The sequence below is a fragment of the Maricaulis sp. B-26 genome, from assembly GCF_056857855.1.
In genome coordinates, this window is sequence record NZ_JBSXNX010000027.1 from 59,480 (window position 1) to 74,041 (window position 14,562).

Here is a 14,562-nt window from a genome sequence, read left to right on the forward strand (position 1 = left end):
ACCGGCTGCAACCTGGACATCTAGTCGAAAGATTTACGAAGAATCAACCATATGCGCGTGTGAGGGGAAGCCGGAGCGCAGATCGCGTCATCCGCGAGCAGGCCTGCCCCCAGACCGGGCAGATAAAAAGGCCGCCCCGGATAACCGGAGCGGCCTTTTCTGATCGATGTCGTCCTCGATTACGAGGAGTAGAATTCGATGACGAGGTTCGGTTCCATCTGCACCGCGTACGGCACTTCGGCGAACTCCGGCATGCGGACGAAGGTGGCCTTCATCGCTTTCGGATCGAGATCGACATAATCCGGGATATCGCGCTCCGGGCTTTCCAGGGCTTCCAGGACCAGGGCCATCGAACGCGAACGCTCGCGGACCTCGACCACATCGCCCGGCTTGCAGCGGTAGGACGGGATATTGGTGCGCACGCCGTTCACCAGCACGTGGCCGTGGTTCACGAACTGACGCGCCGCGAAGACGGTCGGAACGAATTTGGCGCGGTAGACGATGGCATCGAGGCGGGACTCGAGAAGGCCGATCAGCAGCTCGGCGGTGTTACCCTTCCGGCGCGAGGCTTCGTCATAGGTGCGGCGGAACTGCTTCTCGGTGATGTTGCCGTAATAGCCCTTCAGCTTCTGCTTCGCCATCAGCTGCAGGCCGAAATCGGACATCTTGCCCTTGCGGCGCTGACCGTGCTGGCCCGGGCCGTAGGAGCGGGAGTTCACCGGAGACTTCGGACGGCCCCAGAGGTTTTCACCCATGCGGCGGTCGATTTTGTATTTCTGCGAATGACGCTTCGACATTCTGATCTCTCTTGTATTCGACGCGGACCGGCAACCCCACTATCGGGATTGCGTTTTCAACGGCGGCGCTCGCATCACCCGTCATGTGTCCCGCATCCGGAAAGACCCCGGGCGCGAGAAGCGCGGGTTTTACCTGTGTGGACAGGGAAGTCAATGGGTGTGGACTGCGGATGCTTCCGCGGCACTCTCGGAGTGCGATCATATTGACGCTGCGCGGCCAATCGGACTTCATGGGCGCCATGAAAACTCTGGTTGTAATTTCACTGCTTGCTGCTGCGTCGACCTTCGGTCCGTTTGCCGGCCTCGCCCGCGCTCAATCCGGGATGCCGTCCTGCCGCTTCGAGACCGAAGCAGCGGGCTGGGACATAGAGACACGCCTGCGCGGCCGCATGAACCTGCCACGCTTGGACGCGACCATGCAGGGCGAAACCATCAGTGTGAGCCTTGAATCGGATCCCCCGGAATGGGTTGTGCGAACCGTCGAGCTGACGATGCCGGTATCCGGCGAAGGAGAGCGCCCGGAGACTGCCAGCCTACTGCTGGAAGTCAGCGAAACAGTCGGGATGCTCCTTCCCGTATCAGACGGCGACCTCCGCCGGTCCTGGCGCAATGCCCGGCGCCCCTTGGAGGCGAGGCTTCGCGTGAGCGACGAGGACTATCAGCACATCATCAGGGCGGTTGATGGCCCCGCCAGGTTGACGCTTGTCGAAGGGCCAGACGCGGACGGCGAAATCACCAGAACCGAAGAGAGCATGACAGTCGACCTGACCGGGTTCCGGGAAGCGAGCAATATTCTGCACCAAGAGACGAACCAGCTGATCAATCGCTATAGCCGCGGCGTTTGCTGGACCGACGACTAGCGCAGCAGCCCGCCTCAGTCCTCCCGCACCACACGGGCCTTGCCGCGGCCGAGCGCCAGCGCCTTGACGGCACCGCGGAAGGTGCGGACTTCCTGTTCGGTCCAGCGGCCGCGAATGAAGGCATTGCGCAGATTCTGGATCATGAGCGGCGTCTTGGACGGCGGATAGAAGAAGCCGGCGCGCTCGAGCTCGTATTCGAAATGCTCGAACATGCGCTCCAGGTCCTCGCGCTTGGCGATATCGGAAACCGGCTCGAACTCGACCGGGGCGCCCTCTTCCGCCTGCCATTCATACGCGATCACGGCGACGGCCTGGGCAAGATTGAGCGAGGAGAAGGAGCGGTCGACCGGCAGGGTAATGATGGCATCCGCCATGGCGACCGCCTCATTGGGCAGGCCGGACTTCTCGCCACCGAAGAGAACGCCGACCCGCTCGCCGGCACCGATGGCGGCGCGCATCTCGGCGACAGCCTCGCGGGCGGTGAGGACCGGCTTTTCCATACCGCGGGGCCGGGCTGTGGTCGCATAGATCCGCGAGAAGTCGTGGATCGCATCGGACATGCGGTATTCGACGCGGGCATTGTCGAGCACGGGCGAGCCTGCCGCCATGGTGATCGCCTTGTCGTTGGGCCAGCCGTCGCGCGGATCGACGACGACGAGGTCCGGCAATCCGAAATTGCCCATCACACGGCAGGCAGCGCCGATATTCTCGCCCAGCTGCGGGTTCATCAGCACAAAAGCGGGCGTACCGGGTTTTTGGGTCATGGAACCGGGCCTTCACCTTGGCGCGCACCGATGCTAGAGAGCGCGCGAATTTCACGTCCGCGCTGTCCTAGCGCGTCTCACGTACGTCCGAAAAGAAAGTAGAACACCATGGCGAAGATCAAAGTCGATACCCCGGTCGTCGAACTCGACGGCGATGAGATGACCCGCATCATCTGGCAGATGATCAAGGACAAGCTGATCCTGCCCTATCTCGATATTGATCTGGAATACTACGACCTCTCGGTCCAGAAGCGCGATGAGACGGACGATCAGATCACGATCGATGCCGCCAACGCGATCAAGAAGCACGGCGTCGGCGTCAAATGCGCCACCATCACGCCGGACGAGGCCCGCGTCGAGGAATTCGGTCTCAAGAAGATGTGGCGTTCGCCGAACGGCACCATCCGCAACATTCTCGGCGGCGTCGTCTTCCGCGAGCCGATCGTGATCTCCAACGTTCCGCGCCTGGTTCCGGGCTGGCAGAAGCCGATGGTCATCGGCCGTCACGCCTTCGGCGACCAGTATCGTGCCACCGATTTCCTCGTTCCGGGTCCGGGCAAGCTGACCATGACTTTCGTGCCGGAAGGCGGCGGCGAGCCGATCGAGCGCGAAGTCTACGACTTCCCGAGCTCAGGCGTCGCCATGGGCATGTACAATCTGGACGAGTCGATCCGCGACTTCGCGCGCGCCTCGTTCAATTACGGCCTGCAGCGCGGCTGGCCGGTCTACCTGTCCACCAAGAACACGATCCTCAAAGCCTATGACGGCCGCTTCAAGGACCTGTTCCAGGAAGTCTTCGACGCCGAGTTCAAGGACGCCTTCCAGTCCAAGGGCATCTCCTACGAGCACCGCCTGATCGACGATATGGTCGCAGCCGCCATGAAATGGTCCGGCGGCTTCGTCTGGGCCTGCAAGAACTATGACGGCGACGTGCAGTCCGACACCGTGGCCCAGGGCTTCGGCTCGCTCGGCCTGATGACGTCGGTCCTGATGTCCCCGGACGGCAAGACGGTCGAAGCGGAAGCTGCCCACGGCACCGTCACCCGTCACTACCGCCAGCACGAGCGCGGCGAGCAGACATCGACCAACTCGATCGCATCCATCTTCGCCTGGACGCAGGGTCTCTATCACCGCGGCCGTATGGACGGAAACGACGATCTGATGGCCTTCTCCAAGAAGCTCGAAGAGACGATCATCAAGACCGTCGAGAACGGCTATATGACCAAGGACCTCGCCCTCCTGGTCGGCGACCAGCAAGGCTGGCTGTCCACGGAAGGCTTCCTCGACAAGGTCGACGAAAACTTCCAGAAGGCGATGGCCAGTTAAGGCCCCCTCGCCACGCAGCGAACACGAAAAGGCGGAGCCGGCGGCTCCGCCTTTTTCTTGGCCGAGACTCACGGGATCAGACCGGACGGCTCAGCGTCGCGGGCAGCTTGTCCGGATTTCGCATCACATAGATCCAGCCGATCCGGCTCGAATCCCCGTTAGACGGCGTGACCGTCATCAGGAAATCCGCCTCGCTGCCGTCGAGAATGGCGATGGCCGGGCGGCCATTGACCCAGACCAGGTCCGGCTTGCGATGCGGCGGCTTGCGGGTCGCGAGCGCGTGCATGACCTGGGCGGTCTCCGCCGCTCCGAGTAGCGGCCGCAATGCCGCGCGTGCCCGCCCGCCGCCATCGCTGACGGCGACGACATCCTGGGCGAGGAGTTCCGCGATTTCGGCCAGATCGCCCTTCGCATAGGCGGTCATCATTTGTGACATCAACGCCATGATCGCTTCCGGGGCGCTGTCCGGACGGGCCGGACCGGCCTGCGTCTTGCGGCGTGCCCGCGAAACGAGCTGGCGGCACGCGGCCTGCGACCGGCCGAGTATTCGCCCCAGCTCGCCATATCCGATATCGAACGCTTCACGGAGGATAAAGGCGGCGCGCTCGTCCGGCGTCAGGCACTCCATCGCCCAGAGGAGAGCCAGCTCGGCCTGCTGGGCCGTCTCGACCCGAGCGACCAGATCGCCCGCCGGGTCATCCAGCCAGGGTTCGGGCAGCCAGGGACCGGTATAGGCTTTGCGCCGGACCCGCATTTTCCTCAACTCGTCGATCGCGAGCCGCGTCGTCGCGGAAGTCAGCCAGGCTTGGGGATTGTCGACCCGGCCGGGATCGGCCGCCTCCCAGCGCAGCCAGACGTCCTGGACCACATCCTCGGCCGCCATGCGCTCGCCGAGCATGCGGTAAGCGATGGCGACGAGGCGCGGGCGTTCGGCCTGGAAGGCCGTCAGTGCCGGGTCGGGTGTCATCATACGGCGTTGACTGTTTCGCTTTGCCCGTCCACGTCAAGCCGCCGGCAGACAGAGCCGTACCCCATCAGCTTCTTCAGAGCGGGATATGTCCGCGACACGGTGACGGTCAGGCTGATCGTGGCAAGGCTGGCCTCGCCGCACCGGTCGATAATCGCCTCGCGCAGCGTGTCGGCCTCGACATCACCGGCCAGCACAGCTTCCACGAAGCGAAAGCCGAGCTCCGACAGCGGGTGCGCCGCCTCGAAATCACGCCGAAGAAGCGCACGCATTTCGTCTGGCTCAGCACCGTCTGCCCGCATCATGTCGAGCGTGAGCTGGGCGCAGGGGCCGCAATCTTCATGCAGGCTCGCAGCAAGCGCCGCACCATGGCGCAGCGGGGCGGGCGCCTCACGGCTGGCCTGAGCGATAGCCTGCAGCGCCATCAGGAAGCGTGCCGAATCCGGTACCAGATCGAGCAGCCGGTGCTGGTATGTCGCATCGTAGGACCATTGCGCCTCGAACCGTTGCAGCCCCGCATGGAGAAGACGGGCCATGCCCGCGCCCAACCCGCGCATCGGCGTATTGATGGCAGCCACGAGGAGGATCATGGCGGGCAGGATCACCCCGCCGGCATCGGTCCACCAGGCCAGGGTGGACACGGCTCCGTGCTGGACGAGGCCGGCGACATGAAACGCGCCGTGCAGGACAGGCCAGCCCAGCCCGGCCAGGATCAGGCTGCGCTGGCGCAGCCAGACGCCCGCACCGATCGCCGCTCCGGAGACCAGAAAGGCGAAGGCGATATCGATGATGAAATGCCCGTTATAGCCGCCGGTCTCGGCAACGCCCGGCGTGCCCTGAAACCAGTCGACCGGACCGCTCAGCATGCTCACGCCGATCACGAGATAATAGGCGGCGCCGATATAGAGTAGACTGCGAGACATCATCGGGAACTCCCTTGCTTGTTCGGGAGTCAGACGTTTCTCGCTCGCAATTTGTGACAGACGCGGCTGCGCTAAACAGGGCCGCCCGCGCGCTTGAGTGTCACGAAGGTCTCGCTCTCTATGCGCCAGGCGGCGCCGTCGAAGCGCCATTTGGCGAAATAGCGGCCGGTATAGCGGATCTCGAAGCCTTCCGACGTCCAGCCACCGCGCCAGCGTCCGGTTTCGGCGGCCAGGCCGCCATCCTCGCTGATCTCGATACGCTGCGGCGATCGGGTATAGCTGGCGTCATCGGACTGACCGAAGATGGACGACCACGCGTCCAGCTGGGCCTCGCGGCCGCAGATCGGATCCGCCTCGTCGCCGGGCACCAGCCAGCAATTCTCGGCCAGCGCCTCGGCAATGGCGTCGATATCGCGCGATCCGATGGCCTCGTTGAAGCGCGCCCGGATGGCCGCAATCTCGCGCCCGGCCGCCTTGTCGCCCGTCAGCTGGATATCGGACCCGGCCGGTTTGCGCGAACGGGCCATCAGCCAGCGAGCGCCTCGCGGATGGCCGCGAGACCGGCATCAGCCTTGGCGCCGTCCGGTCCGCCAGCCTGGGCGAAGTCGGGACGTCCGCCACCGCCCTTGCCGCCTACGGCTGCGGAGCCCGCACGAACGAGTTCGACCGCGCTATAGCTGTCCTTGAGATCGTCGGTGACGCCCACGGCGAGCGCCGCCTTGCCGTCATTGACGCCGATAAAGGCCGCCACGCCGGAACCCATCTGGGATTTGGCCTCGTCGATCAGACCGCGCAGATCCTTGCCGCCCACGCCCTCGACGACGCGGCCGATGAAGCTCACGCCATTGACCGTCTCCGGTCCCGCCGGCGCGGCACCGGCGCCGCCGCCCATGGCGAGCTGCTTCTTGGCCTCGGCAAGCTGACGGTCGAGCTTCTTGCGCTCGTCCATCAGCGCCCTCACGCGGTCGGCGAGATCGGGCGGGGAAATTTTCAACGCATCGGCCGCGGCGCGGCCATAACCGATCTGCTCTTCCATGTACCGGCGCGCGCCCTCGCCGGTCATCGCCTCGATCCGGCGCACGCCGGAGGAAACGGCACTCTCGGACACGATCTTGAAGAGCGCGATATCGCCCGTGCGCGCGACATGGGTGCCGCCACACAGCTCGACCGAATAGGTCTTGTCGCCATCGGCCAGGTCTCGTCCCATGGAGAGCACGCGAACGCTGTCGCCATACTTCTCGCCGAAGAGCGCGAGCGCCCCCGCCTCGATGGCGGCCTCCGGGCTCATCTCGCGCGTGACGACCGGAGCGTTCTGCCGGATGACAGCGTTCACCTGGGCCTCGATCTTCGCAATGTCCTCGGTGCTCAGCGACGTGTTGTGGCTGAAGTCGAAACGCAGCCGGTCGGGGCCGACATAGGAGCCCTTCTGGGTTACGTGCGGGCCGAGCACATCGCGCAGCGCCGCATGAACCAGGTGGGTGGCCGAGTGATTGGCCTTGGTCGAGGTCCGGCGCTCCGCCGCGACGTCCAGCGTCGCCGCATCGCCGAGCGTCACCTCGCCATGCTCCATCACGCCCATATGGACATGCATGTCGCCGCCGCGCTTCTGCGTATCCTCGACACGGAAGACGGCGCCATTCTCGAAAGTGATCAGGCCGGTATCGCCGCACTGGCCGCCACTTTCGCCGTAGAAGGGCGTTCGGTCGAAGACGAGCTCGCCCTGCTGGCCGGTGCCGATCGCCTTGGCCTCGGTCGCATCAGCCACGATGGCGACCAGCTTGCCGTCGCCTTTCGTGCCGTCATAGCCAAGGAATTCTGTCGCACCGACCTTGTCGTGAATGGAGAACCAGACCGCATCCGGCGCCACCTGACCGGACGAGAACTTCGCGGCCCGCGCACCGGCGCGCTGTTTCTCCATGGCCGCGTCGAAGCCGCTCTCGTCGACCGTCATACCCTTGGCGCGCAGCGCATCCTGGGTGAGATCGAGCGGGAAGCCATAGGTATCGTAGAGCTTGAAGGCGGTCTCGCCGGACAGGGCATCGCCCTCGCCAAGGTCCGCTGTCGCTTCCTCGAGCAGGCCGAGGCCGCGGCCGAGCGTGCGCTGGAAGCGCTCCTCCTCGACCCGCAGCGTTTCCTCGAGCAGAGCCTCGGCGCGGCCGAGTTCGGGATAAGCATCTCCCATCTCGGTCTTCAGCGCCTGCACCAGTTTCCACATCACCGGCTCGCTCGCGCCGAGCAGGTGCGCATGGCGCATGGCACGGCGCATTATGCGGCGCAGCACATAGCCCCGGCCTTCATTGGAGGGCATCACCCCGTCCGCCATCATGAAACAGGTCGAGCGCAGATGGTCGGCAATGACGCGGTGCGAGGCAAGCGTATCGCCCTCGGCCTTCACACCGAGTACGTCCTCGCCGGCCCGGATGAGATTGGCGAAGAGATCGACATCGTAATTATTGTGCTTTCCCTGCAGGATCGCTGCGATGCGCTCCAGGCCCATGCCGGTATCGATCGAGGGCTTGGGCAGATCGATCCGGTTGTCCGGCGCGAGCTGCTCGTACTGCATGAAGACCAGGTTCCAGATCTCGATGAAACGGTCGCCGTCCTCATCCGGCGAGCCGGGCGGGCCGCCGGGAATATCCGGGCCATGATCGAAGAAGATTTCGGAACAGGGGCCGCAGGGGCCGGTATCGCCCATGGACCAGAAATTGTCCGAGGTCGAAATGCCGATAATGCGGTCGTCGCTGATGCCGGCGATCTTGCGCCAGAGCGCCCGCGCCTCGTCATCCTCGGAAAAGACGGTCACAAGGAGCTTGTCCTCGGGCAGGGCGAATTCCTTCGTCACGAGTTGCCAGGCATGCTCGATCGCCTGTTCCTTGAAATAATCCCCGAAGGAGAAATTCCCGAGCATCTCGAAGAATGTGTGGTGACGCGCCGTATAGCCGACATTGTCGAGATCATTGTGCTTTCCCCCGGCCCGCACGCATTTCTGCGAAGAGGTGGCCCGCGGAATCTCGCGATGTTCCTTGCCTGTGAAGACGTTTTTGAACGGGACCATGCCCGCATTCACGAAGAGCAGGGTCGGGTCGTCCTGGGGAACGAGCGGTGCCGACTGGACCACTTCGTGTCCATTGCGGGCGAAGTAGTCGAGAAAGGTGGCACGGATGTCGCGCAGGCTGGCCATGAATCCCAAATCCGTCGGCTGGTGTGATGCGTCCGGCCGCAGGGGCCGCAACGCCTGTTCATCTGTCTACCCCATATAGAAACGGGTGCCCGGCCTAGCCAAGCACCCGTTTGCAATATAGCTGCGTTTCCTTGCACCGGCAGCGCCAGTCCAGGGCGTCCGGAGGTTGCCGGATCAGCTGGCGGCGACTTCTTCCTCATCGCCCGCGAGATCGGGACCGGTGAGCATTTCATCGGCGATCAGACCGGCATTGGCGCGCACCTTGCGTTCGATCTCATCCGAGATATCCGGGTTCTCGAGCAGGAATTTCCGAGCGTTTTCACGCCCCTGCCCGATCCGTTCGGAGTTGTAGGAATACCAGGATCCGGACTTCTCGATCACATCGCCCTTGACGCCGAGATCGAGCAGCTCGCCCATCTTGGAGATGCCCTCGCCGTAAAGAATGTCGAACTCGACTTCGCGGAAGGGCGGCGCGACCTTGTTCTTCACGACTTTCACGCGGGTCTGGTTACCGATCACCTCGTCGCGATTCTTCAGTGCCCCGATACGGCGGATATCGAGACGGACCGAGGAGTAGAATTTCAGCGCATTACCGCCCGTCGTGGTCTCCGGAGATCCGAACATCACGCCGATCTTCATGCGGATCTGGTTGATGAAGATCACCAGGCAGTTCGACTTGGAGATAGAGCCGGTCAGCTTGCGCAGCGCCTGGCTCATCAGGCGGGCCTGCAGGCCCGGCAGGCTGTCGCCCATCTCGCCTTCCAGTTCGGCCCGCGGCGTGAGGGCCGCAACGGAGTCGATGACCAGAATGTCGACCGCGCCGGAGCGGACCAGCGTGTCCGCGATCTCGAGCGCCTGCTCGCCGGCATCGGGCTGCGAGACGAGCAGCTCACCCACATCGACGCCAAGCTTTCCGGCATAGACCGGGTCGAGCGCATGTTCCGCGTCGACGAAAGCCGCCACGCCGCCAGCCTTCTGAGCCTCGGCGACCGTGTGCAGGGCCAGCGTCGTCTTGCCCGAGCTTTCCGGTCCGTAGATCTCGATGATACGGCCCTTCGGCAAGCCGCCGATACCCAGAGCGATATCCAGCCCCAGCGAACCGGTGGACACCGACTCGATGTCGCTATTCGGCCGGTCGCCGAGCTTCATCACGGAGCCCTTGCCGAATGCCTTGTCGATCTGGCTCAGAGCGGCCTCGATGGCCTTCTGCTTGTCCATGTTCTTGTCGTCTTTCACGAGTCGAATCGCGCCCTTGCTCATAGCCTGTATCCCTTATTTCACGCCCCTCAGGTCCGGGCAACTGATGCAAGGCGTACCAGTTTTGTTCCGGGAACACAAGCGGAACATTTCATGGTTAACAAAACGGAACGTTGCGCGCACATCCCTGTGACACAAGGCCAATCCGAAATGACCATGGTTAACGCGGCGAGCCCGTGCGGTCGCAGGAACGAGCCGCATGTACCGGACCGTCCGCCGAAGGTACGCCCGCAGTCGCATGGACGGGCACGCCACCCCCTCATCGCCGCCGGTGCCAGTCTGGGATTGTGCGCCGAGTCGGCACCGTCGCGTAGGAGAAGACCGCTCTCCGGCATCAGCTCATAAATGATTTATGAGCCCGCCGGGGCGCCGGGACGGTCTGTCATTCAGCAATATCGCAAGCTTTGTGCGGCAGTCTGGCCTCTGTCGGCACTCGCGCCTTGCCGTGGCCGTGCCGATTGCTTCAGCTGCTCCGAGGACGCCGCACTCCATGAACCGCACGCTCATCACTGCAGGTCTTGCCGCCGCCTCTCTCCTCGCCCTTGTCCAGGCGACGGGACATGGCGAGCGTGCCTGCCGCGGCGGCTTCTCCAAGGCGCGCAGTGCGATCGAGCTGCAGGAACAGGCCCGCTGCCACCGGATCCGGTGGGATCTGGCGGCGGATGATGCGGACAATCCCGGTCCGGTCTAGCCGAGCGTCAGTTCCGACACGTCCCGGAAATTGCCCAGCTTGCCGCGCACGAACGTGTTGAAGGCGATGGAATGGCGCGGATCTGCGGCCGAATTCACCTCCACCAGATGCTGCAGGCTCGACGCGAAGAGCAGTATCTCGTTCTTCTTCGGCGTCACCGCATTCATTGGCGCGTTATAGATATTCGTCTTGTCGCGCTCGGGCCGCAGGTCAAGCTGCTGGTACTCGCGGTGCCGGTCGAAGATCATATTCCCCGGCGGGTTGGGCAGATCAGTGAAATAAAGCGAACCGGAGATGATCGAATTCGAGTGGGAATGCCCGTGCATTCCGAAATTCGGACGATTGATCAGCGACCAGGACTGCGTGACATAGAGCTGCTGGGAAATCCCCATCACCTCGTTGGCATAGACGTCCAGGACTTCCTGGACGGCGTCCTTGATGCTCTTCAGCTCGGGTTCCTCGAAAATGTAGAGATTGTCCGAGATCTGATTGGTCTTGTTCTGGTTCATCGGCAGACGCTTGATGAACTCGACCTGCGCGTCCGAGATCGCATGGCCGATATCCGCCCGGAAAATCGGCTCCACGAATAGCGGCTGAACTTCGTACTTCCCCAACGCCATGGATTGCGCCCCCTCGCTTTCCACTTATGACAAAACTGTAATGGTCAATCTGGCCGAAGGCGGTTCGGCCTGCAAGGGATGGAGTGCAGGCGCTCTGTGGCAGGCAAAATCCGCCAGGCACTGCCTGGCTCCCAAGCGCGCCCCACTTGAACGACTGCAACAAGGCGTCAGGCTTCTAAACTGCGAGGGTGATGATTCGGGAGAAGGTGCGTGCGACGCAGTCTGCGAGTGCTGGACGTCCTGATGTGGATCATGGTGGCGGACCTGACAGGTCGCGGCCTGCTCGCGCTCCTATTCTGGACGGCGCCCGGTCAGTTGCTGCAGATCTGGCCAGCCGTCCATGGAATTCTGGACAGCGTGACCGCCTTCCAGGTCACCCTGCCCTTCCTGCTTTTGCCGCCCATGATCTACTTCGCGCTCCGTTTCCGGCGACACCCGGAAGCCGCCCTCGCCTTCGTGGCCGGATTCTTCATCATGCATGGCGGCCTGGTCGCGGTCAGCGTCATGAACTCACCGACCTACTCCGACCATTGGGGCCATTACCTGTTCCTTGTCGAGGCCGCCAGCGTGATGCTGCTCGCACGGTACACGCTTGAAAGCAGGTCCGGCCCAGCAAGTCAGGCCCGCAAGGGCAAAGGCGACTAGCCGCCCTTTCCGCCCAGTTCCTCCTTCACCTTCTCCGCCAGCTGGGTGAGCGTGAAGGGTTTGGGCAGGAAGGAGACGTCGGCTTCATCGGAGAGCGTCTTGGAGAATTGTTCCGCGGCATAGCCGGAGATGAAGACCACGCGCGTATCCGCCAGCATGTCGCGCGCCTTTTCGAGCAGGCCTGGCCCGTCCAGCCCCGGCATCACGACGTCGGAGATCAGCAGGTCGAAGCCTTCCTCGTCGTCCTCGAGGATTTCGTAGGCTTCCTCGCCATCCTCTGCCTCGACCACGTCATAGCCGCGCTTGGCCAGCGTCTTGGCCGCGATATTGCGCACCGCATCCTCGTCCTCGACGAGCAGTATCCGTCCCCGGCCGGACAGGTCCTCGGGCGCTTTTTCGACGGTCTTGGCGACCTCTTCCTCGCGCATCTCGACCGCTTCCTCCTCGGTCGGCTCATGCCCCGGCAGATAGATGGTGAACGTCGTGCCCTTGCCCACTTCGCTGTCCGCGAAAAGAAAACCGCCGGACTGTTTGACGATGCCGTAGACCGTGGCGAGGCCGAGCCCCGTACCCTTGCCGGCCTCCTTGGTCGTGAAGAAAGGTTCGAAAATCTTCTCCAGCGTCGCTGCGTCAATGCCGTGACCTTCATCGGCCACTTCGACGGCCAGCCAGTCGCCCTCGCGGACGTTCGGCGCACCCGCATTGCGGACCACCTCGTCGCTGACGCGGCGCGTGCGGATGGTCAGGGCGCCGCCGCCCTGGTCGCGCATGGCGTCGCGCGCATTGGCTGCGAGATTGATGATCGCGGTTTCGAGCTGGCCCTTGTCGGCCTTGATCAGGGGAAGTTCGCGACCGTGCACGATGTCCAGCCGCACGGTCTCCTCGACGATCTGGCGCAGCAGGACCGAGACGTCCGAAAGCAGATCGCCTACATCAAGCGTTTCCATGCGGAAGGTCTGCTTGCGCGAGAAGGCCAGGAGCTTGCGCACGAGGCCCGCCGCACGGGCGACGGTCTGGTTGATGGACTGCAGCTCGGAATAGTCCGGATCGCCGACCGGGTGACGATTGAGCAGCTCGTCGCAATTCAGGCGAACCGCGGTGAGCAGATTGTTGAAGTCGTGCGCGACGCCCCCCGCCAGCTGGCCGACGGCCTGCATCTTGTTGGACTGGCTGACCTGACGCTCCAGCTCCTTCCAGCCGGTGATGTCGATCACATAGGCGACGCGCTTGCCGCCGCGGGCCGGCGAGAAGGCCAGGTGGACATAGGTCGTCTTCTCGGTCGCCAGACGCGCTTCCGCTGGCTCTCCGCTGCCGGCCATGGCCGGTGCGAAGGCGTCGGTCGGGGAGCGGCCGTCGTCCCAGTTGAACAATTCCTTGAAGGTGACGCCCGGTATGGCCTTGCCGCCGGTCAGCTGGACCAGGGCCGGATTGACGTCCTCAACGATCGCGGTTTCCGGGTCCGCCCCGTCGAGACGCACGACGCCGAAGGGCGAATTGCCGAACATGTCGTCCATCGCGGCACCGACGGCAGAGCCGCTATCGGCCCGGCTGCCGACGCTGGGCGGCGCACCGGTGGCGGAGAGCCCGTAGATCACCACGCGTCCGACCGGCGGTTCCGACCCGTCCCAGTCCACGGCGAGCGCGACCGGCGCCTCCGCACCGTCGAGCGCACGCATGCGTGCATCGACGCGGGCAATCCCGTCACCGCCGCGGGTCAACAGAACCGCATTGGCGCCATCGCCGGCGAGCACGTCGCGCAACGGCGGAAAATAATCGCCTTCCGGCAGGCCGAGCCAGTCGCGGAATGTCTGGTTGCTACCGAGGATTTCGCCTTCCACGCTCAGCGTGAACAGGCCGACGGGCGCGTGGCGCGCCCAGTCAGCGCCCGCGCCGCCGGGCTCGCTCGCAACGCCGAGATTGGACGACAGCCGCCAGAGAACGAGCTTGCCGTCCTGCGGCGCAGCCTCGAGCTGAAAGCGCAGGATTTCGCCATCGCCGAGTTCCAGCGGCGGCAGGAGTTCGCAGGCGCCCTCGCCGCGCGCCGCAGCGCGCGCGAGCCGGTAGACGGTCCCGTCGCCGCCCCCGGAGCTTCCCCAGATGCGATCGATGGTGGGCAGTCCGAACGTCTGACCGACACCACCGATGCGCTCCGCCAGTTCGCGATAGGCGTTGTTGGCCCAGCGCGGTGCGCCCCTCTGGTCGGTGATCAGGACCGGATCCGGAAAGGCTTCGATGGCCCGGAAGGCCAATGTCGCGGGCGTGGGTATCTGCTCGCGCGAGATCCGGGCCCGCAGATTGCGGCCCGCCGTTTCCCCGGCCGCGATCGCGTAGAGCACCAGGAAGCTCACCGCCGCGAGGCCCGATAGATAGATGAAGCCCTGTCCGCCATCCTGGCCCGCAGCCAGCAAGGCTGCGATGGCCGCGATCACGGCGATGACGCCGCTCACCCAGAAGGCCACGCGTCCGAACGGTTTCTCCCAGAGCGGTTTGCGGTCGTCGGGATCGGGAAGCGATGTGTCGGCCATGCGGCG

General features: G+C 64.2%; 13 protein-coding genes. 4 read left to right on the forward strand and 9 right to left on the reverse strand.

Features of this window, described 5'->3' with window-relative positions:
- Positions 1-179: 179 nt before the first annotated feature.
- On the reverse strand, positions 180-797 hold the full coding sequence (rpsD, locus tag AC13HB_RS13930) for a 30S ribosomal protein S4 (RefSeq protein ID WP_482950382.1): 618 nt from the start codon (positions 795-797) through the stop codon (positions 180-182).
- Between the two features lie 203 nt (positions 798-1,000).
- Between rpsD and AC13HB_RS13935 the strand changes: the two genes are divergently transcribed.
- Positions 1,001-1,657, forward strand: coding sequence for a hypothetical protein (locus AC13HB_RS13935; RefSeq protein ID WP_482950383.1), 657 nt, complete (start codon positions 1,001-1,003; stop codon positions 1,655-1,657).
- A 14-nt stretch (positions 1,658-1,671) separates the two neighbouring features.
- Here the strand turns inward: AC13HB_RS13935 and AC13HB_RS13940 are convergent, their stop codons facing one another.
- Positions 1,672-2,421, reverse strand: coding sequence for an RNA methyltransferase (locus AC13HB_RS13940; RefSeq protein WP_482950384.1), 750 nt, complete (start codon positions 2,419-2,421; stop codon positions 1,672-1,674).
- A gap of 108 nt (positions 2,422-2,529) precedes the next feature.
- Between AC13HB_RS13940 and AC13HB_RS13945 the strand changes: the two genes are divergently transcribed.
- Positions 2,530-3,747: an NADP-dependent isocitrate dehydrogenase gene (locus tag AC13HB_RS13945; protein ID WP_482950385.1), complete on the forward strand. Its 1,218-nt coding sequence runs from the start codon at positions 2,530-2,532 to the stop codon at positions 3,745-3,747.
- 76 nt (positions 3,748-3,823) lie between these two features.
- Here the strand turns inward: AC13HB_RS13945 and sigJ are convergent, their stop codons facing one another.
- From sigJ to recA, 5 genes are all read right to left on the reverse strand, one after another.
- Positions 3,824-4,717, reverse strand: a complete 894-nt coding sequence (gene sigJ / locus AC13HB_RS13950) for an RNA polymerase sigma factor SigJ (protein WP_482950386.1) — start codon at positions 4,715-4,717, stop codon at positions 3,824-3,826.
- The gene (locus AC13HB_RS13955) at positions 4,714-5,640 is read right to left on the reverse strand and encodes a hypothetical protein (RefSeq protein WP_482950387.1); all 927 of its coding nucleotides are present in this window, start codon (positions 5,638-5,640) and stop codon (positions 4,714-4,716) included. Before AC13HB_RS13955 ends, sigJ begins: the two co-directional genes overlap by 4 nt.
- Before the next feature lie 68 nt (positions 5,641-5,708).
- Positions 5,709-6,164, reverse strand: a complete 456-nt coding sequence (locus AC13HB_RS13960) for a nuclear transport factor 2 family protein (RefSeq protein ID WP_482950388.1) — start codon at positions 6,162-6,164, stop codon at positions 5,709-5,711.
- Entirely contained in the window at positions 6,164-8,818 is a 2,655-nt protein-coding gene (alaS, locus tag AC13HB_RS13965; RefSeq protein ID WP_482950389.1) for an alanine--tRNA ligase, read from the reverse strand. Before alaS ends, AC13HB_RS13960 begins: the two co-directional genes overlap by 1 nt.
- 174 nt (positions 8,819-8,992) lie before the next feature.
- Positions 8,993-10,078: a recombinase RecA gene (gene recA, locus AC13HB_RS13970; RefSeq protein WP_482950390.1), complete on the reverse strand. Its 1,086-nt coding sequence runs from the start codon at positions 10,076-10,078 to the stop codon at positions 8,993-8,995.
- A 487-nt stretch (positions 10,079-10,565) separates the two neighbouring features.
- Here recA and AC13HB_RS13975 point away from each other — a divergent pair, with 487 nt between their 5' ends.
- Complete coding sequence (locus AC13HB_RS13975; RefSeq protein WP_482950391.1) at positions 10,566-10,766, forward strand: hypothetical protein; 201 nt, start codon at positions 10,566-10,568, stop codon at positions 10,764-10,766.
- On the opposite strand, the gene AC13HB_RS13980 is transcribed toward AC13HB_RS13975, so the two are convergent.
- Positions 10,763-11,386 carry a putative 2OG-Fe(II) oxygenase gene (locus tag AC13HB_RS13980; RefSeq protein ID WP_482950392.1) on the reverse strand — a complete coding sequence of 208 codons (624 nt, stop codon included), beginning with the start codon at positions 11,384-11,386 and terminating at the stop codon, positions 10,763-10,765. The two genes, AC13HB_RS13975 and AC13HB_RS13980, sit on opposite strands and share 4 nt — an antisense overlap.
- Positions 11,387-11,596: 210 nt before the next feature.
- On the opposite strand from AC13HB_RS13980, the gene AC13HB_RS13985 reads away from it, so the two are divergent.
- Positions 11,597-12,031 carry a hypothetical protein gene (locus AC13HB_RS13985; protein WP_482950393.1) on the forward strand — a complete coding sequence of 145 codons (435 nt, stop codon included), beginning with the start codon at positions 11,597-11,599 and terminating at the stop codon, positions 12,029-12,031.
- On the opposite strand, the gene AC13HB_RS13990 is transcribed toward AC13HB_RS13985, so the two are convergent.
- A complete protein-coding gene (locus tag AC13HB_RS13990; protein WP_482950394.1) occupies positions 12,028-14,556 on the reverse strand; it encodes a hybrid sensor histidine kinase/response regulator in 2,529 nt (842 codons plus the stop codon). The genes AC13HB_RS13985 and AC13HB_RS13990 overlap by 4 nt on opposite strands.
- Positions 14,557-14,562: the final 6 nt, after the last annotated feature.